General features: G+C 39.5%; 21 protein-coding genes and 1 tRNA gene. 10 read left to right on the plus strand and 12 right to left on the minus strand.

Going from position 1 to position 22,085, the window contains the following annotated elements; translation table 11 throughout:
- The 3 genes from LY11_RS25450 to LY11_RS25460 all read right to left on the minus strand — a co-directional run.
- The coding region (locus LY11_RS25450) for an ISAon1 family transposase N-terminal region protein (RefSeq protein ID WP_449415915.1) at positions 1-286 on the minus strand (286 nt) is incomplete at its 3' end.
- Positions 287-461: 175 nt separating this feature from the next.
- A tRNA-Ser gene (locus LY11_RS25455) sits at positions 462-551 on the minus strand.
- Positions 552-618: 67 nt separating this feature from the next.
- A complete protein-coding gene (locus LY11_RS25460; RefSeq protein ID WP_211321656.1) occupies positions 619-2,697 on the minus strand; it encodes an HD family phosphohydrolase in 2,079 nt (692 codons plus the stop codon).
- 128 nt (positions 2,698-2,825) lie between these two features.
- Between LY11_RS25460 and LY11_RS25465 the strand changes: the two genes are divergently transcribed.
- The 3 genes from LY11_RS25465 to LY11_RS25475 are packed head-to-tail and all read left to right on the plus strand — an operon-like array spanning position 2,826 to position 5,017.
- Positions 2,826-4,157: a sigma-54-dependent transcriptional regulator gene (locus tag LY11_RS25465; protein WP_111636406.1), complete on the plus strand. Its 1,332-nt coding sequence runs from the start codon at positions 2,826-2,828 to the stop codon at positions 4,155-4,157.
- A 9-nt stretch (positions 4,158-4,166) separates the two neighbouring features.
- On the plus strand, positions 4,167-4,457 hold the full coding sequence (locus tag LY11_RS25470; RefSeq protein ID WP_111636407.1) for an antibiotic biosynthesis monooxygenase family protein: 291 nt from the start codon (positions 4,167-4,169) through the stop codon (positions 4,455-4,457).
- Between the two features lie 17 nt (positions 4,458-4,474).
- Entirely contained in the window at positions 4,475-5,017 is a 543-nt protein-coding gene (locus LY11_RS25475) for a YfiT family bacillithiol transferase (protein WP_111636408.1), read from the plus strand.
- Between the two features lie 119 nt (positions 5,018-5,136).
- On the opposite strand, the gene LY11_RS25480 is transcribed toward LY11_RS25475, so the two are convergent.
- Together LY11_RS25480 and LY11_RS25485 are read right to left on the minus strand one after the other, a co-directional pair.
- Entirely contained in the window at positions 5,137-7,158 is a 2,022-nt protein-coding gene (locus tag LY11_RS25480; RefSeq protein ID WP_111636409.1) for a cation:proton antiporter, read from the minus strand.
- A gap of 9 nt (positions 7,159-7,167) precedes the next feature.
- Positions 7,168-8,406 (minus strand): cation:proton antiporter, encoded by a 1,239-nt coding sequence (locus LY11_RS25485; protein ID WP_111636410.1) that lies wholly within the window; start codon positions 8,404-8,406, stop codon positions 7,168-7,170.
- Positions 8,407-8,672: 266 nt separating this feature from the next.
- On the opposite strand from LY11_RS25485, the gene LY11_RS25490 reads away from it, so the two are divergent.
- Positions 8,673-9,569, plus strand: a complete 897-nt coding sequence (locus tag LY11_RS25490) for an aldo/keto reductase (protein ID WP_111636411.1) — start codon at positions 8,673-8,675, stop codon at positions 9,567-9,569.
- A gap of 1 nt (position 9,570) precedes the next feature.
- On the plus strand, positions 9,571-10,080 hold the full coding sequence (locus LY11_RS25495; protein WP_111636412.1) for a hypothetical protein: 510 nt from the start codon (positions 9,571-9,573) through the stop codon (positions 10,078-10,080).
- On the opposite strand, the gene LY11_RS25500 is transcribed toward LY11_RS25495, so the two are convergent.
- From LY11_RS25500 to LY11_RS25515, 4 genes are all read right to left on the minus strand, one after another.
- Entirely contained in the window at positions 10,081-11,937 is a 1,857-nt protein-coding gene (locus LY11_RS25500; protein WP_111636413.1) for an ABC transporter ATP-binding protein, read from the minus strand.
- Positions 11,912-13,048, minus strand: a complete 1,137-nt coding sequence (locus tag LY11_RS25505; protein ID WP_111636414.1) for a metallophosphoesterase family protein — start codon at positions 13,046-13,048, stop codon at positions 11,912-11,914. The genes LY11_RS25500 and LY11_RS25505 overlap by 26 nt, the downstream gene beginning before the upstream one ends.
- A 6-nt stretch (positions 13,049-13,054) precedes the next feature.
- A complete protein-coding gene (locus LY11_RS25510) occupies positions 13,055-13,696 on the minus strand; it encodes a DUF47 domain-containing protein (RefSeq protein WP_211321657.1) in 642 nt (213 codons plus the stop codon).
- Between the two features lie 69 nt (positions 13,697-13,765).
- Positions 13,766-13,981, minus strand: a complete 216-nt coding sequence (locus LY11_RS25515) for a hypothetical protein (RefSeq protein WP_111636416.1) — start codon at positions 13,979-13,981, stop codon at positions 13,766-13,768.
- Positions 13,982-14,202: 221 nt separating this feature from the next.
- Here LY11_RS25515 and LY11_RS25520 point away from each other — a divergent pair, with 221 nt between their 5' ends.
- Entirely contained in the window at positions 14,203-16,140 is a 1,938-nt protein-coding gene (locus tag LY11_RS25520) for a KUP/HAK/KT family potassium transporter (protein ID WP_111636417.1), read from the plus strand.
- On the opposite strand, the gene LY11_RS25525 is transcribed toward LY11_RS25520, so the two are convergent.
- Positions 16,137-16,931, minus strand: coding sequence for a helix-turn-helix domain-containing protein (locus tag LY11_RS25525; protein WP_111636423.1), 795 nt, complete (start codon positions 16,929-16,931; stop codon positions 16,137-16,139). The genes LY11_RS25520 and LY11_RS25525 overlap by 4 nt on opposite strands.
- 82 nt (positions 16,932-17,013) lie before the next feature.
- On the opposite strand from LY11_RS25525, the gene LY11_RS25530 reads away from it, so the two are divergent.
- Genes LY11_RS25530 through LY11_RS25540 form a run of 3 tightly spaced genes read left to right on the plus strand, consistent with a single transcriptional unit; the run spans position 17,014 to position 20,994 of the window.
- Positions 17,014-18,339, plus strand: a complete 1,326-nt coding sequence (locus tag LY11_RS25530; protein WP_111636418.1) for a TolC family protein — start codon at positions 17,014-17,016, stop codon at positions 18,337-18,339.
- Between the two features lies 1 nt (position 18,340).
- Positions 18,341-19,399: an HlyD family secretion protein gene (locus LY11_RS25535; RefSeq protein ID WP_111636419.1), complete on the plus strand. Its 1,059-nt coding sequence runs from the start codon at positions 18,341-18,343 to the stop codon at positions 19,397-19,399.
- Positions 19,399-20,994 (plus strand): MFS transporter, encoded by a 1,596-nt coding sequence (locus tag LY11_RS25540; protein ID WP_111636420.1) that lies wholly within the window; start codon positions 19,399-19,401, stop codon positions 20,992-20,994. Before LY11_RS25535 ends, LY11_RS25540 begins: the two co-directional genes overlap by 1 nt.
- A gap of 36 nt (positions 20,995-21,030) precedes the next feature.
- On the opposite strand, the gene LY11_RS25545 is transcribed toward LY11_RS25540, so the two are convergent.
- Positions 21,031-21,348: a hypothetical protein gene (locus LY11_RS25545; protein WP_111636421.1), complete on the minus strand. Its 318-nt coding sequence runs from the start codon at positions 21,346-21,348 to the stop codon at positions 21,031-21,033.
- A 168-nt stretch (positions 21,349-21,516) separates the two neighbouring features.
- Between LY11_RS25545 and LY11_RS25550 the strand changes: the two genes are divergently transcribed.
- Complete coding sequence (locus LY11_RS25550; protein ID WP_068396067.1) at positions 21,517-21,696, plus strand: histone H1; 180 nt, start codon at positions 21,517-21,519, stop codon at positions 21,694-21,696.
- A gap of 73 nt (positions 21,697-21,769) precedes the next feature.
- Here LY11_RS25550 and LY11_RS25555 read toward each other — a convergent pair.
- A partial coding sequence (locus LY11_RS25555; RefSeq protein ID WP_146610840.1) for an IS3 family transposase occupies positions 21,770-22,085 on the minus strand: 316 nt, incomplete at its 5' end.

Consider the following 22,085-nt stretch of genomic DNA (forward strand, 5'->3'; position numbering starts at 1 on the left):
TCCAATCCCGGTAGATCACCTTACCGCTTTCCAGATTGATCCAGCGCCGTCTCTTGATGTGATAAAAGACTTTATGACCTCGAATAGGGAAATCCTGCACCACAATCTCTGAAAAAAAACCTTTGGACTGAACCTTGATCGAATTCCACTCTATAGGAAGGTTATTGAGCTCTTCTAACTGGATGTGAAAAGTATCGGGATCTTCGATCACATTGGTAAATTCAAAATTCTCCAGGATAAATTCTGGTAGAAATAGCCTCAGTAAAGATTGCGTAGCAGATGGCATAAATACAAACAATTATAAGTACACAAAGCTATAATTTTAAACCTTGCTCCACAACTTTTGGCATTGATCCCAAGTTTTGGTATTGATCCTTTAAGACCAGCCTTGCACTGAAGGAGTGCAGAACTGTCTTTAAACCAAAAAATGCTACTTATCTTCGATAAGCAGCATTTATGTTTGGCGGAGGAAGAGGGATTCGAACCCTCGGTACCGTTGCCAGTACGACAGTTTAGCAAACTGTTCCTTTCGGCCACTCAGGCATCCCTCCGTTTAAATTTGTTACCCGTTTTCCGGGGTTGCAAATATAGTAATACAATCATTAATTCAAAAATATTTTACACATTTTGTAGGTAATCTATACGCACATGATAGATGCTCATAAGCATCGTCTTGAATATCAGCTTTATAGTTTCTATATCTTTTAACGTTAAATCGCAATTATCTAATTGATTTTGTTCCAATTTGTAGTTAATGATGCGTTCAACCAGATCATTTATGTTTTGCGCGTTAGGATTTTTGATACTTCTTGATGCTGCTTCGACCGAATCGGCCAGCATTAACACCCCTGTTTCCTTAGAAAAAGGGATAGGGCCAGGGTAACGGAAAATATTTTCGTCCACAAATTTCTCTGGAGAATTTTTAAGGAACGACTGGTAAAAATAATCTACACGAGTATTTCCATGGTGCGTTCTGATGAAGTCGATCACGCTTTCCGGTAATTGATGTCTCCTGGTGATTTCAATTCCTTTATGGACGTGCTTAATGATAATCTGTGCGCTCTGCTCATAAGGTAACTTATCATGCGGACTCAGCGTGGTATTCTGATTCTCTATAAAGTATTGAGGGTTCTCAATTTTACCAATATCATGATACAAAGCACCAGCTCTGACCAGCAAAGAATTTCCGCCGATTTTAAAGATCGCTGCCTCAGCTAAATTAGCTACCTGTAAAGAATGCTGGAATGTTCCCGGAGCTTTAAATGCAAGCTCTCTTAATAACTTGTTATTCGTGTTCGTCAGCTCGATTAATGCAACATCAGAAGTAATACCGAATACACGCTCAAAAGCATAGATCAGCGGATAAGCTAATAAAGATAAAAGTACACTGATGATAAAAGGAACAAAGTTAATCCACTCAATTTCCTGGAATGAACCATCCCTTAATAAGGCAATTCCAACAAAACAGATAAAGTAGGCCGTTAAAATAAATAACGCAGATAATAACAATTGCTCTCTTTTGATCAGGTTTCTGATACTATAGATCGCAACCATACCCGCAGTTACCTGGTAAAAGACAAATTCAAAACTATTAGGGACAAAGAAGCCCGCTATCAAAATTACAAGCAAATGCAGGTACAAGGCAAGGCGTGTATCAAATAAGATCCTGATGATGATCGGAACGATACAAAATGGAATATAATAAAGACTAGGCAGGTTAAGCTTAATTGACCAGGTCAATGCCAGCAGCAGCATAGTAATGATGAGTAATAACAATGATAATTGTCTGTTATCACTAAAAATATCTTTTCTGAACATCGAAAGGAAGACCATCAGCAAGCTCAGAATGAACCCTACCAGTAAAATCTGTCCGAGGTAAACTAACTTGCTATCCCCAATTGTTTTAGTTTGCGCTTCATAGGTTTCTTTGAAGGATTGAAGCTTTTGATATACCTCATCATCAATCACATTGTTTTTAGCGATGATCAGTTCTCCTTTTTGAACCATCCCACGGGTCGTAGAAAGGCTGTTTATCGTGTTATTCTGTACAATTGCAGTTAACTTTTCATCAAAGACAATATTAGGCTGTAAATGATCCTCCACCAAATTCATGACCACCTCTTTTTCTTTGACTTTAGTAGAAGTGAAGGTCGTATTGAAATAGTCCAGCGCAGTCTGTACCGTAAATACATCTTGTGTACTGATTGTCTTTGAAATATTATTATTTAACAGAGATATATCATAATATTTCCGGCCCTTCTGGTGCTTTGGATTGACCGCGATAATTCCCTTCTCATAAATACTTTTTAATAATTTTAGTGAGGCAATTTTATTTGGTGTTTTTTCTTCCTCAGGAAAAGCATTTCCACGCCATTTTACATCAAACTCATTGCTATAAGCCTCTTCTACTGCCGTATATAACTCAGGACTGTAGCGATATATCGGCAGCACATTCTCCAGTGCATCCTGTTTATCGGTCGTAACCTGCGGATTAGTCTTCAGAATTGCAAAGCTAAATGGAGACACCAGGTCTTTATTCAGCCAAACTTTACCCTTCTGAAATTCATACCTGAAACGCGGTTGTTTAGGTAAAAAGAACGTAATGATAAGTACAGTGAGCACCATCATAATATATTTAATATTAGAAGAATACTTTCTGTAAAGGATTTTATGGGAGTTCTTTTTGATTTTAGCCAAAATGGTGCAGGTTTTTTATTCTACAAAAATAAGATTTTTTAATGAATATGACCGTGTTACCAATAAATACGGGATCAAGCTTGATTACATCTGTCTTATTATAACTATTTTTGATGAAATTTTTAACTATGCAGCAAAGTGTCCTGATTATTGATGACGAAAAAAAGATATGCAGTCTTTTAGCAAGAATTATAGAATTAGAAGGATTTACTGTGTTTCAGGCCAATACAGGTAAAGAAGGGCTTAAAGTACTGGCTAATCAGGAAGTCCATGTCGTGATCAGCGATGTGAAACTACCGGATGTTAATGGGGTAGAGCTGGTTAAACAAATTAAAGAAATTAAACCTTATGCAGAAGTGATCAATCTGACTGCTTTCGGGACTATTCAGGACGGCGTGAAAGCAATGCGTAACGGTGCATTTGATTATATCACCAAAGGGGATGATAATGATAAAATCATTCCGCTGGTATATAAAGCCATGGATAAGGCTAAACTGCAATACAGAGTCTTTGAACTAGAATCTAAAATACAAAAACAATACGATTTCACCTCCATACTCGGACAGTCGAAGCCTATTCTGGCAGCGATAGACCTGGCCCGCAGAGTTGCACCAACAGATACGACAGTATTATTGCTGGGAGAAACAGGAACTGGTAAAGAAGTTTTTGCCCAGGCAATTCACTTTGAAAGCCAGCGAAAGGTAAAGCCCTTTGTCGCTTTAAACTGCAGCGGTTTTAATCCTGACTTGCTTGAAAGTGAGCTTTTTGGATACAAACAAGGTGCTTTTACCGGTGCTCAGAAAGATAAAAAAGGTTTACTGCAAGAAGCGAATGAAGGCACACTCTTTCTGGATGAAATCGGGGAAATGAACCTCGATTTGCAAGCTAAGCTTTTAAGGGTGCTGGAAAATCAGACTTTCATCAAAGTAGGGGATACGCAAACCACTAAAGTAAATGTCAGGATTATAGCAGCAACGAACAGAGATTTGAAAACTGAAGCAGAAGAAGGTCGTTTCAGACTGGACTTGTTTTACAGGTTATCCGTTTTCTCTATAGAACTCCCCTCCTTAAATGAAAGGAAAGGCGATGTGCTGCTGATTGCTAAATATTATTTGAAGCAATTTGCTGCAAAAGTAAATAAGCCAGACTTTACGATGGATGAACAGTTTAGCGAAAACCTGCTTAACCACGTTTGGAAGGGGAATATCAGAGAATTAAAAAATGTCATTGAAAGAGTAGTCATTCTATCTGATGGCCAGAATCTGAGTGCCAGCTTGCTTCCATATGAATTTCACCATGGCGCTGCAGAAGGTGACGGCATGAAGATGGAAACCGTAGAGAAAATGCACATCATTAAAGTATTAAAGTATACAGGAAATAATAAAACTGAAACCTCCCGTTTACTAGGAATAGGGCTAACTACACTTTATCGTAAACTAGAAGAATATCAAATCTCTTAATTGAACTAAATGATACTGGAACAAGCAATACTTCATGTTTTACCTGGCAAGACCAGTGAATTTGAAACCGCTTTTAAGCAAGCACAGCAATATATCTCCAAAATGGATGGTTATATCAGCCATGAACTTCAGCGCTGTATAGAAAATCCTGATCAATATCTTTTACTGGTGAAATGGGAAACGCTTGAAGCACATACTACCGGGTTCCGGGGATCTGCCGGATACGTGAAATGGAAAGAACTTCTTCACCATTTTTATGATCCTTTTCCTGTTGTAGAACATTATAATAAAATCTTTTAATCAATTATAACTATCCAATGATGGAGAATTTTAATGAAGAACATGCTTTCCCGATCGGGCGTTATGTTCCAGCCGAAACTTATACACCACAATCACTTAACTCCTGGATAAATTCTATCAGATCTCTCCCTTTGTTACTGGATTATTGTATTGAAAATCTGGACGAAGCACAGTTGAATATACCCTATAGAGAAGGGGGCTGGAATACCATACAGGTAATTCATCATATAGCAGATAGCCATATGAACGCTTATATCAGGCTGAAGCTGACGCTTACAGAGGATCGTCCCACCATTAAACCTTATGAAGAACAACTTTGGGCAGAGTTACCAGACGTTACGGACGTGCCTTTAAATGTTTCTATCACCCTGGTTCACGCCTTACACCGCCGCTGGACATCTTTACTGTTACAACTTACAGAGGAGCAATGGAAGCGTGAATACTATCATCCCGCTTCTGATACTTATGTTCCATTATGGCAAATGACAAGCCTGTATAACTGGCACGGCAAGCATCATGCGGAACAGATCTTATCATTGCGCAAAAGAATGGGCTGGTAGCTTAGACCACAAGAACTCCTGATTATAGTACGAAACCCCTGTTTATATATTAGAAAGCCCTGCTTATATATTACAACCCTCCCGATCTTTATAAAATCAGAGGATTTGTATTATATAAGCTAAAGCTGCGGATATATCAGCAGCTTAGTCTGTGACTCAAAAAGATGTTCCAATTTACGCTGCGTATAAGTAAGTGAAAGTAAATAAGTCGTTTCCAGTTTTCTATCCAGAACGACGATCATGAAATCATCAGGCATGATTCTTTCTTTCAATTTCCTCCAGTCCTTCCAGATTTCAGTAGAATCGAATTTGAAATTAACACTCGATTTCATCATTAATAGCGCATGCTCAATATGTTTTCTGGTAGACGCATCACAAAAGCAATCTACCGATAAACTCAGCTCAACACTCAGCTTACAAACCTTGGCCAGCCATACTTGCATGTTTTTCTCCATTAAATAAGCTGGCGGACAAACCAGCTGAATGCTCGTATGCACTGTAATCGGCTTATGCAGATGCAGGATAAATAAATTTGCTGGTGATTTTTCAATCAGTGCGGCAGACTTGTCCCCTAAAAACTTATCAATTACAGTGTTCTTCCTCGGCCATCCGGTAATGATAATATTGGCAGATTTTTCCTTCGCAATCCGCAGTACACCACTCGAAACATTGTGATCTAAAGTGGCAATCACTTTGACCATTGTATCATTTCCAGAAGCATATTTGACGGAATCATTCAACTTTTTACGCGCGATAAGTAAATTCGCCTGTGCATTATCACTATCTGGAACAACCGATAATAAATTGATAGGCTGGTCGGAACCTTTATCCTTAAACAATACTGCAAGATCCAGCATCGTATCCATATTATTGAAATCCGCAATAGGAATTAAGATGTTTTCCTGGTTTTGGACAACTTCCGGTCCTGTAAGTTCTTCTTCCGAAACAATGTTCCTGCTGGCTTTTTCTGTCGCAAAAGAGGCAAACACACAAGTAACCAGGATCAGGATAATGGTTCCGTTAAGGATATTATCGTCAATGATTTTTGCTTTATAACCTACTAATATAATAGCTAAAGTAGCTGCCGCATGCGCACTGCTCAAACCAAAAATAAGTAACCGCTGGTTTTTAGTATACTTGAAAATCCATTGTGTTAAAGTAGCCGAAAAATATTTACCAACTATAGCAACTACAGTTAATGCGCCAGCAACAATCAAGGCATCAGGCCCTCTGAAAAGGACACGCAAATCTACAAGCATTCCCACGCTGATCAGGAAAAAGGGAATAAATAGTGCGTTACCCACAAACTCAATCCTGTTCATTAAAATAGAGGAATGCGGAATCAGCCTGTTTAAAGCAAGTCCGGCTACGAAAGCTCCGATAATAGGTTCGATACCCGCAAGCTGCGCTAAGAAGGCAGAGAAGAAAACGACCGATAAAACAAAGATATAATGAGAAGTTTTTTCACTTTCCAGTTTAGTGAAGAACCATTTCGCAATTTTTGGGATTACAATAAATACCGTTGCCGTGAAAATAGTAAGCGATATAGCCAGCTGAATCCAGAAAGAACTGTTCAATTCACCCTCCACAGAACCCATAATTACAGCCAGGATAATCAGAACCGCAGTATCCGTCAGGATTGTACCCCCAACAGTAACCGCTACCGCCTCATTTTTAGCAATCCCAAATTTATTTACAATAGGGTAGGCTACTAAAGTATGTGTAGCGAACATGCTTGCCGTTAAAATCGAAGTCAGTAAAGAATAATGCAGCAAATAATAACAGACCGGAAAACCAATTAATATAGGAACAGCAAAAGTCAGGAACCCGAAAATAAAACTCTTATGCTTTTTCTTCTTAAACTCTGCCAGGTCAAGCTCAATACCCGCAATAAACATGATATACAATAAACCGATGGTCGCAAAAAGCTCTATAGCTGAGTTTTTCTTCAGAATATTAAAACCATTCGGGCCGATTAGAATTCCGGCGATGATAAACCCTACAATACCAGGGATCTTGATTCTGCCCAGTAAAATCGGGGCAATCAGAATAATAAACAGTAATAAAGAAAATATCAGTACAGGATTCGTAAAAGGAAGCTGAAACTGCTGGGTGATATGATCAAAAATTTTCGTGTGCATAAATTGAATTTATTTTACCAATTTGTTAACTACCTTATTTAAAGTTAATCCCTGCACGATAATCGAAAATATAACAATGATATAACTAGCCGAAACAATCAAAGCTTTATAAGGAGAATCAGGTAAAGATAAAGCAAGCGCAACAGAAATCCCTCCCCTTAAGCCCGCCCAGATCAGAATACCAAGCCTGTTATAATCAGTTTTTAAGGACCTTCTCATCAAAATGGTTGGGGCAGCAATACTCAGTCCCCTGGCAATCAATACGAAGAATACAGAAAGTAAACTAATCAGCCAGTAATTTTTAAAGAAAGGAATCACCACGATCTGTAGTCCGATCATCACAAAAAGGATCGTATTCAACAAATCATCAATTAATCCCCAAACCTTATCCAATATATCTTTAAGATGTACAGTATTTGCATTTTCACCTAATTTCATATTGCTCAGCATCAATCCGGCGGTAACCGCTGCCAAAGGAATAGATACATGCAGTAAGCCGCCGACTACAGAAATACCCATCACCATGGAGAGCGTAATCATTAAAATCGTTTGCAGTTCATCTACCTTTTTAACCAGCCTGGTGCATAAATAACCTGATGCCACACCTAGTAAAATACCGCCAAATACTTCCTGCGCAAATAATAGCGAAGAATGTGACCAGGAAAAGGCCATGCCCGTATTCTCTGTAAGTTCTCGCAGGGTCACGAATAAAAGGATACCCACACCATCATTAAACAGGGATTCACCACCAATTATGGTTTCCAGCGAAGGCGGGATTTTAGACTTTTTTAAGACTGATAATACAGCCACAGGGTCAGTAGGGGAGATTAATGCGCCAAACAGGAAACAATACATCAATGGGATTTCGATGTGCAGAAAAGATGCTGCCCAGTAAAAAAGAAAACCAAAGATCGTTGTACACCCGATTACGCCTACCGTACTTAAAATAAGTACCGGTCTTTTTTGTGCTTTAAGTTTCTCAAAATCAAAATGTAACGCACTGGCGAAAAGTAAAAATGCCAGCATGACATCCAATAACGTTTTGGTGAAATCTATGCTCGAAGTAAGTTCGGAAATAAAATTATAAGCTGCCGGGAAGGTCTTTCCCGTAATCAGGATCAGTACAGAAAGACTGATCGCAATTACCATAATCCCGATCGTACCAGGCAATTTAACGTAACGGTGATTGAGGTAGGAAATGAGAGCGCTGATGGTTACCAAAATGGTAATCGTAGTAAAAGTATCCATTAATTAAATTAGGGTTTTCATCTCAATTTATTGTCTAAACAACAAAATAGGCTATTTTGTTCGTTTTTGGAGTAATTTATTAAGGTATTTTACTATTTACTGAATAAAACTTAAAACAAAACATTGATAACCAGTGCTTAATAAACAATCCTGTAAATCTGTTGCGGAACTGAAAAAAACAATTAATTTAGTCTGCCTGCGTTAAACCTTAAAAACAACACTGGTTGTGTGCAAAGCACGTATAAATCGATACCTAAATAAATAAGATGCAATATTCAAAACTTGGAAGATCCAGTCTGGAAGTTAGTAAAATTGGGTTCGGCTGTATGTCCTTAACCGGGGATTCTGGCGAAAATCAGTTAATTATTGATCGGGCACTGGATCTGGGAATCAATTATTTTGATACCGCAGATCTTTATGAGCATGGGGAAAATGAAACTAAAATAGGCGCATTGCTGAAATCTAAACGGGATCAGGTCATTCTGGCAACCAAAGTTGGGAACCAGCACCGGGCCGACGGAAACGGATGGGACTGGAACCCCGGTAAAAAATATATCCTGTCTGCGGTAGAGGGTAGCCTTAAAAGACTGCAAACAGATTATATTGACCTTTATCAATTACACGGAGGTACTATTGAAGATCCAATTGATGAAACCATTGAAGCCTTTGAAATCTTAAAACAACAAGGGAAAATCAGGTATTACGGGATTTCCTCTATCCGGCCAAATGTGATCCGGGAATACGTTCAGCGTTCTAAAATGGTGAGTGTCATGATGCAATATAGTTTACTGGACCGCAGACCAGAAGAAGAATGCCTGCAGCTGCTTCATGAACATAACATCGGCGTACTCGGACGCGGAAGCATTGCACAGGGATTATTAGCAGGCAAACCCGCAGCACCTTATCTAAACTATACCGAAGCAGAAGTTGCAAAGGCGGCAGAAGTTATCTGCTCTATTACCAGTGAAAGTAGTTCATCCTCACAAACAGCCATTCGTTTTGTCTTGCAAAACCAGGCGCTGGGCAGTGCAGTGATGGGAATCCGGACATTGGTACAATTAGAAGACATTGCTGCGGCAGCAGATTTTCCGCCGCTTTCCAACTGGGAAATTGAATTGTTGACCAAAGCATTGCCTACACCTTACTATACAGCACACAGATAATATGAAACTATCATTTGGCACAGAAGTCAATCATCAGCCTAATTATTTTCTGGAGAAAATATGGAAAGGCCTTATGCAGGGGCCCGGCGATCTGGAAGGCAGTTACCAGGATTACCAGCGCCGTCACCTGGAGAAATTCGGGAAATGCTGGGATGGAGATACCTTTGGAGAATTCCTGGAACCAAAAATTCATACTATCCGCAGAGATCTGGATAACGAGTGGAGCGCAGGAATGGAAATACAACTTGTTATTCACCTGAATTCAACCGATGAATTTCAATTTGCACCCATCCTCAGATGTCAATCTGTTCAGCGGATAGAAATTGATTACTCGAATCTGATCAATGATAAAGGGCCTGCGGTTTTTATAAACTATGAATTGATAGACAAAGAAACTTTGGTCCGTCTGGCTATTAATGATGGCTTTGCAACCGTAGAAGACTTTTTTCTTTACTTCAACGAAGAGTTTAGCGGAAACTTAATCCATTGGACACCATTGAAATACAGTTAACTACCTGTAGCCCATTGCCTGAAGATTAAACAGTTCCGCATAACGTCCGTTTTTATCCAGCAACTGCTGATGGCTCCCTATTTCTACCAGTTCTCCTTTTTCCAGCACAAGGATTCTGTCGGCCATTCTTACCGTAGAAAAGCGGTGAGAAATCAGGACCGCCGATTTTCCATGAGTCAGCTCTGAAAACCGTTGAAAAACCTCATATTCCGCTCTCGCATCAAGCGCAGCCGTAGGCTCATCCAGAATTAATAACTGCGCATCTTTCATATAAGCTCTGGCCAGAGCTACCTTTTGCCATTCCCCGCCAGAAAGCTCAACACCTTCAGAAAACCTTTTTCCCAGCATCTGGTCATAATGTCCCGGTAATTTTTCTGCAAGCTTATCCGCCAGGCTCTGGTGTGCAGCAGCTTTAATCAAAGTCTCATTTTCTTTCTCTTTGATATTACCAACCGCTATATTTTGAGAAAAACTCATTTGATACCGGATATAATCCTGAAAGATAATCCCAAGGTTCATCCTTAAATCCGCAAGATCATATGCCTTCAAATCTATGCCGTCCAGTAAAATCCGGCCTTCCGTAGGATCATATAAACGCGCCAGCAACTTAACCAACGTAGTTTTTCCAGCACCATTTTCACCAACCAATGCCAGTTTTTCACCCGGAAACAGCGTGAAACTTAAATGCCTGTTCGCCCAGCGTTCAGAATTCAGATAGCGGAAACCAACATCCTCAAAAGTAAAACCAGTTTGAATAACTTTAGGAAAGGGGATAGGCTTTTCAGCAGTGGTAATTTTTGGCGTAATCTCAAAGAACTCGAAGAAATCGCGCAGATAAATGGCTCCCTGGGATACCGCTGTAAAACGGGTCAGGATTCCTTCCAGTAAAGTTCTGAGCTGGCGGAAAGAACCCGCTAAAAAGGTAAGTTCCCCAATGGTTACTTTTCCGGAAACCGCGTCCAGGATAATCACAACATAAGCCCCGTAATATCCTGCAGTGCCTAATAAGGCGAAAAATACCCCCCAAGCAGAACGTTGTACAGCCAGTTTTTTATTCGCCTTGTAAAACCGGTCTGATAGAAGTGAGAAACGATCAATCACAAAACCAGAAAGATTAAAGATCTTGATTTCTTTAGCCGTTTCATCACTGGCCCCCAGAAAACGGAGATAATCCAGCTCTCTTCTTTCAGGCGTTTGTCCCCTGGTTAACGCATAACTCTGATCGTTAAAATAAGATTCTCCTAAAAAAGAAGGCAGGATAGCTACGAACAAAAGCAAAATCAACCATGGATTAAATACAATCAAACCCGCTGCAAGGAAACCCATGGTAATCAGGTCCTGTAACTGGCTCATCACCTGGGAAAGTAAAATGGTACGTCCTACAGTTTGCTGTCTTGCACGTTCCAGCTTATCATAAAAAATAGAATCTTCAAATTGATCCAGATCAAGCGTGGCTGCATGTTCCATGATCTGTACGGAAGTATGTTTAGAAAAAAGATCTCCAAGCAAGCTATCCAGTAGTGAAATCGCTCTGCTCAATAGATCTGAACAGATCGCTAATGCAAATTCCAGCGCAATTAATTCCCATAAATAAGTCAGATCATGCTGCTGCGGTGTTTTACTGAATAAGATCACCTGATCGATAATCAACTTGCCCACATATAACATCGCCAGCGGAGTTGCAGAACGTGCTATCCGCAAAAACAAGTTTGAAATGGTCATCTGCGGGCTTGTCTGCCAGACCATTTTAAAGAATTCCGGTAAGTTGCCTAAAGCTGCAAGTCTTTCTTTGAGCGTTAAACTGTCTTTTTTAGAATTTTGAAGAGAAGATTTATTGAACAACCTGTTTGTCGCCATGCTTACAAAAATACGTAAACTCTTCGAACAGACTGGCATCCTCTCCAGGTTTCAATCCCTCGTGCGGAATTGCGTAGTATTTGCCATTAATCTGATGTCCCAGCTCAGTTTTCTCAATTTCCAGATTTAAGAAACCATGCTGCATTGTACAAGCATTTTCCAGGGTAACCGTATTAAAAAGGTCACTTTTATCCGTATACAAGAGATCATCACTCTCCGCTAACCAATGTAATTCGTCAAAACCACCCGCACCACACACAATAAACGGAACTACACTTCCATTTGCATACGTTTTATTAAAGCGCTGATAATTATGTACATGGCCACTTAAAACAAGATCTGGTGTGACACCCGCAGCCTCAAAACAATCTTCCATGAAATTAATCATTGGCAAACTTGAACTGTGGTTGAAATCGGCAGAATAAGGAGCGTGGTGAACACAAACTATAATTGCTTTTTCTGAACGTTCAGTAGCAGCCTGTTTCAGCTCCTCAATAAACCATTGCTTTTGTTCCTCAGTAATCACTCCGAATTTAGGGACATTACTATGCAGGCCAATAATATTTGCTAATGGCGTTTGTAAAGTCCAGTACACATGAGGCTGTATTCCGCTCATACGATTTAGTTTTGTGCCAAAAGGAACCACTCTCGGTGTCTTTCCGCAAAATACACTCGTAAACGGAGAAAGACTGGAATAAGGCGGTTTTGCATTCGGGTTCACATCACTATCATGGTTACCCGCAATCGCATAAATCGAAGCAGGATAATCTTTATAAGGGGTGAAAAACTGGCGCTCATACTGGTCAGCTTCTCCGAAATGATAAACAATATCACCCACATGGTAAAGAAACTGAGGTCGGTCTGCCGGGCTTTTTGCCTGGTGATACTGCTTGCCCATTTCCTCTGCAATGAGTTTTTGAAAAGAAGGAGACTTTAATCCTCCTGTATCACCAGCAACCTGGAAGACCATTTTATGAGGGTCAGGTAACGTTAATGCCGGGTTTAACCGATAAGGATATTCCCCAAACGGAGCAGGCAGCGGCTGAAATTTATAGGTGTCGTCTGGTTGGTTTAATTTAAATAAAGGTGTTTTTCTATTTTCTGATGACATGCTTATCTATGCGTTTTTAATCAGGATAGCCTCGAGCACATTCGCTGCATCATCGCATTTATCGGTAGCCATCTCCAGGGTCTGGAGAATCTCTTTTTGCTTGATGAGCTCGATCGCATCTGTTTCTGAGATAAACAAACGGGCGATGGCAGTGTTGCAAAGAAAATCTGCCTGGCTCTCTCCCTTATTAATTCTTAAACAAACATCAGCAATAATATTGGTATTCTTGAAATTACGGAGTTCCATTATCGCTAATTCCAGATCTTTGGACATTTCTGTGATTAATTTGGCTAAATGAACAATTTCCTGGCTAAAAAAATTGACTTTATACAGCTCGATATTTAAAGAAGTCGCATAGATATAATCGGCCACATCATCCAGTGCACTCACTAAAGCATGAATATCTTCTCTGTCAAAAGGAGTGATGAAATTTTTGCTCAGTTCCAGGAAAATTGAATGCGTAATATCGTCTCCTGCTTGTTCCAACCTTTCCGTTTCCCTGAATTGCGCAATACGCTGCTCCGGATCTTCAGTCGTTACCGTGAGTAAAAGACTTTGAGAGATCTTAACCAGATTTTTAGCATCCTGCTCAAACAACGGCTGGAATTTTTTGTCTTTCGGACTGAAGAAATTGAATACAGAATTCATCGGAATGGGGTTTCTGTAAAAATAAACAGATAATGTTAAGTCTTCAACAACTCAGTATGAGATTAGTTATCAGGCAATCAATTTCTGTAAAGCTGCTTCGGGGATCAATGTCGGATCTTTAAATTGTTTATTCAATAAACCCCTGCGGATGCGGATTGTCCGTGTAGTGGTGACGATAACCGCACCAGATTTAGTATAACTATGGGAGATATAAGATCCGATTGTAGGATCAAACAGCTGAATTCTAAAGAGTAGTTCGTGGAAAATGAAAATGGGTAGCGGCACGGTGTAAAGGTAAATTAACAGTTTGGTAATCTTTAATTATCATTCTGTTAATGATGATTTTAAGTTAACGTAGATTTAACATTGGGGCTTCAGAAGGCCTTTACTATAACTGAATAAATTTGTAAGATGTTTAAACAGATTGGATTAAATATTAATTTTTTAAATTATAGTACTCTTCAATGTAGAACAATCCCTACATTTGCGCCACTCAAATTAAAAAAATGGCAAATCATAAAGACGTCAATAAGCTAACCGCGGCAGGTTTACTAATTAGCTTAGGGATTATTTACGGGGATATAGGTACTTCTCCACTCTATGTTTTCAAGGCAATTATTGGCGACAGGTTAATCACTGCAGACCTGATACTCGGAGGTTTATCCTGTATCTTCTGGACGTTAACACTTCAAACAACTATAAAATACGTGATCATTACGCTCCAGGCGGACAATAAAGGAGAGGGGGGTATTTTCTCTTTATATTCTCTGGTTAAACGTAAAGCAAAATGGCTCATCATTCCCGCAATGATCGGCGGAGCAGCACTGCTCGCGGATGGGATTATGACACCAGCGGTAACCGTTTCCTCGGCAATTGAAGGATTAGGTATTATTTATAAGGATCTGCCAACTGTGCCGATCGTGATGCTGATTATTACTTTCCTTTTTGGTATCCAGCAATTCGGAACTTCATTTATTGGTAAAGCATTTGGCCCGATTATGTGGCTTTGGTTTACGATGATTGCTGTTCTGGGCGCAACTTATGTCATGCAGTTTCCAGAAATCCTTAAAGCAGTTAACCCTTATTATGCTTATCATATCCTGACCACTAACCCTGAAGCCTTCCTGATTATTGGGGCAGTATTCTTATGTACAACAGGAGCAGAGGCGCTTTACTCTGACCTTGGTCACTGCGGACGCTCTAACATCCGTGTGAGCTGGGTTTATGTTAAAATCTGTTTGATTTTAAGTTATATGGGACAAGGCGTGTGGTTATGGCAATTACAAGGTAAACACCTTGGAGAAATTAACCCATTCTTTCATATTATGCCAGACTGGTTCTTGATTTACGGAATCCTGATTGCTACTGTAGCAGCAGCTGTAGCCAGTCAAGCGTTGATTTCGGGCTCATTTACCCTGATTTCAGAGGCTGTAAGATTAAACCTCTGGCCTAAAGTTAAAATCAACTATCCAAGTAATTCAAAAGGCCAGTTGTATGTGCCTTCCATGAACTGGGTGTTATTTATAGGTTGTATCCTGGTGGTATTGATTTTCCAGAAATCAGAACATATGGAAGCAGCATACGGTTTATCAATTACCGTAGCCATGCTGATGACTACTATTTTAGTCTCTATCTTTTTAATGCGCAAAAAGGTGCCGATGTACCTGATTGTGATCTTCCTGACTATCTACGGAGTGATTGAATTGACTTTCCTTGCCGGTAATACAGTAAAAATACTTCACGGGGGATGGTTTACCTTAATCCTGGGTATGTCTCTTTTCTCTATCATGTGGGCCTGGTCAAACGGTCGCCGGATCAGAAACAGGTACATGCGTTTTGTAGATATTGAGAAGTATTTCCCAATTATCAGCAAGATCAGTGAAGATGAGACGATTCCTAAATATGCCTCTCAATTAGTTTACCTGACCAGTGCCAATTTCAACTTTGAAATTGAATCGTCGATCATGTATTCTATCATTCAGAAACATCCAAAAAGAGCTGATGTCTACTGGTTGTTACACGTTGATGTAACCGATGAGCCTTTTACAATGGAATATAAAGTAGAGCAGTTAGTGGATAAAAAGCTGATCAGAATTGATTTCCGTCTTGGATTCAGAGTTGAGCAGCGCGTGAATGTACTGTTCAGAAAAGTAGTAGAAGAAATGGTTAAAAACGGGGAGATTGATATTACCAGTAAATATGCCTCCCTGAAAGAGCATAATATTGCAGGAGATTTCAGGTTCGTTGTGATTGAGAAAGTACTTTCAAACGCGAACAGTTTACGTTTTATCGAGCGCTTTACTATGGCTTATTATTCGATCCTTAAGACTTTTAGTGTACCAGAAGAAAGAGGATTTGGTCTTGACTTAAGCTTTGTAGCGGTAGAAAAGGTTCCTTTGATCGTTGATATACCAACTGATTTTTATTTAAAAAGGCTGGATTAATCCTTCTTGCCAAAATCTGACGGCCTGATGTTCGTGAGCTGAAAAAATGCTTTACTGAAGGCCGCCAGACTATTATATCCAGTTAAATACGCTATTTCTGTCGTGGTTTTATCACCCAGCATAATGAACTCTATCGCTTTTACAGTTCTGAGTAACTTCAGATACTGAAGAAAAGAGATACTCATCGTAGATTGAAATAAACGCGATAACGTGCGTTCTCCCATTCCAAAACGGCTGGCCAGGTTTTCTAAAGTCAGCGGCTGTTCAAAATTCTGAGAAAGATATAATACGATAGGCCTTAACCTTGTATTCGAGGTAGTAGGTAAAGCAATCGGAAATGATCTGGTACTTAACTGCGGTAAAATATCTTTGATCGCGACCAGGAAGTTGTAACCAGGATCTTTCTTTTCAATTGTCCCTGTCCAGTTCTCCGCAAAAACAAGCATTTCGAATAACAGGCTGTTTACCGGGTAGATCCCTAATTTCTGATAAAAAGGATCTAAATGATCACCCTGTGTATAAAAGTATAAGTTATGCGTTACCGTAGCTGCATTTCTGACATTCAGGTAATGTTCCATGCCTCCGGGGATCCACACATAATGTCTTGCCGGAATAATATAGGTCTTATTCTGAATATGGATATAAGCAATTCCACCCTCCACATAAGTAAGCTGGCCTTTGGCATGGGAATGCTTAGGAAGGCTGCGTTCTAGCTTCTCATGGACTATAAATATGCTTTTTGGCTTAAAATCTATGTTTTTAAGGTAGGCTGCTGTGTCTAAAAGTGGCATTGGCTGGAATGGACAAATATTTGGTAATATAGATAAAATTACAAGTATTTCATAGCTGTAATTTTGTATCATTCTTAAAGACATGTACTACATTAATAAAAAAATCGTTTTGTTGCTCTTTTCTATTTTCTTGTTTAACAGGTTGAAAGCACAAGAGACAACTCAAATTTCAATGTCACTGAACCAGATCTGGGAAAAAGTGGCTGCCAACAATAAAACCATACAAATGCAGGATCTTCGGGTCAAAGGAACTCTGGAAGGGATTAAAGATGCTAAAGCAGAGCGTCTTCCTGAAATTTCGGCCGAAGGCGAATATGCAAGAGTGAGTAATGTCCCTATCTATGAAAATGGATTATTTCATACACCAAGTCAATTTGAAGTGGTACACACCTCTTATAAATTTGGCGCAAGCGCTTACCTTAACTTGTATAACGGGAGTAAAACCAATATCAAGATCGCGGAAGAAAAGAAAGAAAATGAGATCGCTATAGAACAGCGTAACCTGACTACTTCAGAAATGAAGTTAAGGGCTACTGCTTATTTCCTTGATCTGCAAAGAAGTAATATTTTTAAAGCCTTGTTATTAAAAGATATTAGTGATCAGGAAAAACAACTGGAAGAAATCAAACAGTTGCTTAAAAACGGGGTCGTGCTGAAAAGTGACGTACTCAGGGTGACCTTGAAATTATCCAGACAAAAAATGGCACTGGTTCAGTTGAACAATGATTTAGCTATAGCCAATCAGAAATTGAATATACTGACCGGATTGTCAGATGAAACTGTGATTCAGCCAGCAGAAGATACAAAAGCTGATTTACCCGTATTAAAGCCTTACAGTACTTACTTGTCGAATGCGATGACAAACTCTTTTGCTTATAAAATATCTGAAAAGGAAAAAGAACTGCGTAAACTGGAAGTGAAGAATGTAAAAGCAAATGTGTCTTTTAAACTGGGTTTATTCGCTAATTACGCTTATTCCTATCCTCAGATTCTGCTTTATCCTTATTCGATAGCGGTTTATGGCCTGGGGATGACCGGGATTAAAGCAAGTTTCCCGATTTCAGCCTTTTACCACAATACACATAAAGCAAGAGCCGCTGAATTGAAATATCAGCAGCAGGAAGTTGAGCATTCAGCTACAGAAGATAAAATCAGGGAGGAAGTGAATGAAGCGTATTTGAGGTATAAAGAATCACTAACCAGGATTGATGTGGCTAAAGAAAATATCAGCCAGGCGACAGAGAATCTAAGGATTGTGAACAATACTTATTTCAACCAGCTGGCCTTAGTGACAGATTTACTGGATGCAGATACCCAATTACTTCAAACACGTTTCGATTACGCTGCGGCCAGAATCGCAGCACAACTACAATTTTATCAATTACAAAAGGCAATAGGTAACCTCTAACATGAAAACAAAGAATAACTATACAAATACAGATCAGCTGATTACAAAAATAACGGCCTGGATAGCTGGGATCATTGCTGTAGGGCTTGCCGTATGGGGAATTATGTCCCTGGTTGAGCTTTACAACTATGAGGATACCAATGATGCGCAGGTCGAAGAATATATCAATCCGATCACTTCACGCGTGGGCGGTTTTATAAGGGAGATCAAATATGAAGAAAACCAGGAAGTGAAAAAAGGGGATACTTTGCTGATCATTGATAACAGTGAGTATCAATTACAGCAAGAAGAAGCTGAGGCTGCACTGTCTAACGCACAGGCACAGATTTCTGTGTTAGAAAGCAATGTCTTAACAACTTCTAAAGTTTCACAGGCCAGTCAATCACAAATTGCTTCTGCAAAAGCAAAATTGGTGAAACAACAACAAGACTATGATCGGTATTCCAAATTATTTAAAGTAGAATCTGCTACCCAACAACAATTAGAAAATAGTAAAGCAGCGCTGGATGTGGCTACTTCAGAATATCAGGCCGCTCAGGAAAACTATCAGGCATCCTTATCAAAAGTAAATGACATCAGGTCACAGAAGGGAGTTTATGAAGCAGAAATCAAACGCCGCAAAGCGCTGTTAAGCCGTGGTAAACTCGATGTGAGTTATACGATTATACGTGCACCTTATAACGGTAAAATGGGTAGAAGAACCATTCAGCAAGGACAACAAATCCAGACTGGACAAACACTGGCTTATATCGTAGATCAGGAGGCTGGTAAATGGGTTATTGCGAACTTCAAAGAAACACAGATCGCTAAAATGAGAGTGAACGGCGCAGCAGAGATTACTGCCGATGCTTTTCCGGGCAAAACATTTAAAGGCGCTATCGTTTCCCTTTCTCCGGCAACAGGGGCAAGGTTTTCCTTACTTCCTCCGGATAATTCTACCGGTAACTTTGTGAAAATTGTTCAGCGAATACCTGTTAAAATTAAACTGACAGAAAGTAAAGAAGTAGTAGATCAGCTGCGTGCAGGGATGAATGTGAATGTGAAAATAAGTAAAGACTAATGAGTTTAGCGCTGCCAGTATTTAAATCGTGGGTGCCTGTCTGGTTAATCAGATCGACTATCTTTCTGGTTATCTTTCCGGGGCTTTTGCTATTTGGCTTATCAACCGCCAGCGGAGCCGGAGCAGCCGGATATTATGGAATTGAACCAGCAGATGTTCAGTATTCTATGGTCATCTTTTATGCGGCAGTAGCTGGGTTTTTTGCGCTGGAAAGGAGATTTTTCATCTTCATTGCCACAAGGGAGTACTTTATACTCAGCATCCTGATTCAAATGGGCACAGCTTATGTTTGTTTTCATACCCAGAACCTATATATCTTATTGTTCTTTAGGTTCCTGCAGGGAATGTCTAACTGTATGTCAACCAGTATTTGTATTACCCTGATTTTTGGAAGCCTGCACAACGAAAGAGCCAGGGAAATTGGCTATTCTATCTTTTATGGGATGCTGCTTTGTATCACGCCCATATCAACGATCATTACCGCGCCTATATTAAATGCCTTTGATTATAATGTGTTATATAAGTTTATCATTTTTGCCTATATCCCGGGCGGTATTCTGCTTTTGGTGATCATGAATAATATCAGGCTGAACAAAAAGATGCCGCTTTATCAGCTGGACTTCTACAGTTTTATCATTTATTCTTCGGTGCTCTGTTTATTAGGTTATACACTAGTCTATGGACAGCAATATTACTGGCTTCATGATTCAAGGATAGTCTGGAGCTTATCGGGAACGCTAGTATTGATAACTTTACATATAATTCGTCAGCTTCATCTTAGACGACCCTACCTGAACCTGGATGTCTTTAAGCACAGGAATTTTAACGTAGGGATGTTTATGATTTTCATCTTATACCTGGTTCGTGGGACTTTAGGGATTATCTCTATCTATTTCGCTGTTATTTTAGGAATGGACCCTATACATATCGGTTATATCATGGCAGCAAATATTATCGGTATCGTGCTGAGCGTTTTAATTTCATCACGTTTAATCATTATGAAAAGACCAATCCGGCTGGTTTGGCTCTATGGTTTTGTTTTATTATTGATTTTTCATGTCTGGATGTGGTTTCTGTTTACCACCCAGGCTGATCCTTCTACTTTTGTTCTTCCTTTAATTATACAGGGGATGGGAGCAGGGATGCTCATGACACCAATTATTGTTTTCGCGATCTCTTCAGTACCTGAGCATTTAGGGAGTTCTGCATCTGCAACCGGGGTATTCTTTCGTTTTACCGGATTTTGTACCAGTATTGCTTTAATCAATTACTTTCAGCTGCAACAGAAAAGTAACCACATCAACCGTTTTCAGGAACACCTGAGCGGGCTGAATACGGTGGTCACTGAACGACTGGCACAATATACCGGCGCATTAACAAATAAAGGAATGGCACCAGATCAGGCAGCCAAAGTAGCCAGAGGTTTATTGAACAGAACAGTAGACAGCCAGGCACAGCTCAGGGCGATGATGGATTATTACCTGCTGATTAGTATTGTGCTGATTGCTGTACTACTGGTTATTGCTTTATTTCCGAAGCTGAACAGGACGAAAATTAATCTGAAATCCAACCAGCCAGCTCCGGCTTCTTATTAAAAACGTGTTTATACTGATCTCCTGAGTCGCGGGGGATCAGGTACGGATTATCTTCTCTTTTTCATCTTCATCTTCGTCCCTTTGTCCTGCGCCAAGGTTAGTTTTGGTGTTTTTACCATACAATGGGTCGCTGTTTTGTGTCATATTATTGTCAGAATCATTGTTTTTGGCGTCTTTTAGCTGATCTTTTATTCCTTCCTGTTGATTTAGATTTTCAATGGCAGGAAGCTCAGATCCATCGCGATGTTCACTGGTGCTATTGTACCTTGGCAGGGTCTGTTCTTGGGGTTTGTTAGTGTTAAAGTCTTCTGAGTCAGCTACTTTAGGTTTTTCGTGTTGTTTGTCTTTTTTCATGGCTTTACGGATTGGTGAATCACAGTATTCTTAACAATACCCTGTAGAAATGGTTTTAAATAAACATCCGGACATATTAAAACCCAATTATCGTTCGTTAATGATTTGGAAGAAAACAAACAATTATTAACTTTAAGCCCAGAAATCAAATTTAATTAACAAAATATCATGGAAAAATTCGCAAAATTAAAAGAACTAATTGCCGGAGTTGAGGCAGATGCTGACAAGTTTTACAATTCAGGTAACGGCGCAGCTGGTACTAGAGTACGTAAAGCAATGCAAGATTTAAAAACACTTGCTCAGGACATCCGTACTGAAGTAACTGAAAAGAAAAACAGCGACAAATAATAATATTTGTACCTGCATTCGCAGGCTTAATAAAAAAGCCGGTTCTAGACTGACCCCAAAAAGTTGGACGAAGTTATGCAATGTTTTTAAAATAATGAGTTCGGTATTCCACCGGACTCATTCCATTTAAATTAAGCCTTACTCGATCCCTATTATAATATTTAATATACTTTCTAATCTCAGAATGTAATTGCGATACCGAGTTATATTCATTTAGATAAAATAATTCTGATTTAAGCACTCCAAAAAAGTTCTCAATTATAGCGTTATCCAGGCAGTTTCCTTTTCTGGACATACTTTGCATTATCTGTTTATCTTTTAGTTTTTTCTTATACTTCTCTAGCCTGTACTGCCAACCCTGATCAGAATGGAGAATTGGTTTTTCATGG

This window comes from Pedobacter cryoconitis, from assembly GCF_003259615.1.
GTDB lineage: Bacteria > Bacteroidota > Bacteroidia > Sphingobacteriales > Sphingobacteriaceae > Pedobacter > Pedobacter cryoconitis.

Coding starts and splice junctions, on each gene's coding strand:
- LY11_RS25530 (WP_111636418.1), top strand. CDS start 17,014: ATGTACTACATTAATAAAAAAATCGTTTTGTTGCTCTTTTCTATTTTC.
- LY11_RS25540 (WP_111636420.1), top strand. CDS start 19,399: ATGAGTTTAGCGCTGCCAGTATTTAAATCGTGGGTGCCTGTCTGGTTA.
- LY11_RS25470 (WP_111636407.1), top strand. CDS start 4,167: ATGATACTGGAACAAGCAATACTTCATGTTTTACCTGGCAAGACCAGT.
- LY11_RS25535 (WP_111636419.1), top strand. CDS start 18,341: ATGAAAACAAAGAATAACTATACAAATACAGATCAGCTGATTACAAAA.
- LY11_RS25550 (WP_068396067.1), top strand. CDS start 21,517: ATGGAAAAATTCGCAAAATTAAAAGAACTAATTGCCGGAGTTGAGGCA.
- LY11_RS25525 (WP_111636423.1), bottom strand. CDS start 16,931: ATGCCACTTTTAGACACAGCAGCCTACCTTAAAAACATAGATTTTAAG.
- LY11_RS25495 (WP_111636412.1), top strand. CDS start 9,571: ATGAAACTATCATTTGGCACAGAAGTCAATCATCAGCCTAATTATTTT.
- LY11_RS25480 (WP_111636409.1), bottom strand. CDS start 7,158: ATGCACACGAAAATTTTTGATCATATCACCCAGCAGTTTCAGCTTCCT.
- LY11_RS25465 (WP_111636406.1), top strand. CDS start 2,826: ATGCAGCAAAGTGTCCTGATTATTGATGACGAAAAAAAGATATGCAGT.
- LY11_RS25505 (WP_111636414.1), bottom strand. CDS start 13,048: ATGTCATCAGAAAATAGAAAAACACCTTTATTTAAATTAAACCAACCA.
- LY11_RS25485 (WP_111636410.1), bottom strand. CDS start 8,406: ATGGATACTTTTACTACGATTACCATTTTGGTAACCATCAGCGCTCTC.
- LY11_RS25475 (WP_111636408.1), top strand. CDS start 4,475: ATGATGGAGAATTTTAATGAAGAACATGCTTTCCCGATCGGGCGTTAT.
- LY11_RS25520 (WP_111636417.1), top strand. CDS start 14,203: ATGGCAAATCATAAAGACGTCAATAAGCTAACCGCGGCAGGTTTACTA.
- LY11_RS25490 (WP_111636411.1), top strand. CDS start 8,673: ATGCAATATTCAAAACTTGGAAGATCCAGTCTGGAAGTTAGTAAAATT.
- LY11_RS25545 (WP_111636421.1), bottom strand. CDS start 21,348: ATGAAAAAAGACAAACAACACGAAAAACCTAAAGTAGCTGACTCAGAA.
- LY11_RS25510 (WP_211321657.1), bottom strand. CDS start 13,696: ATGAATTCTGTATTCAATTTCTTCAGTCCGAAAGACAAAAAATTCCAG.
- LY11_RS25500 (WP_111636413.1), bottom strand. CDS start 11,937: ATGGCGACAAACAGGTTGTTCAATAAATCTTCTCTTCAAAATTCTAAA.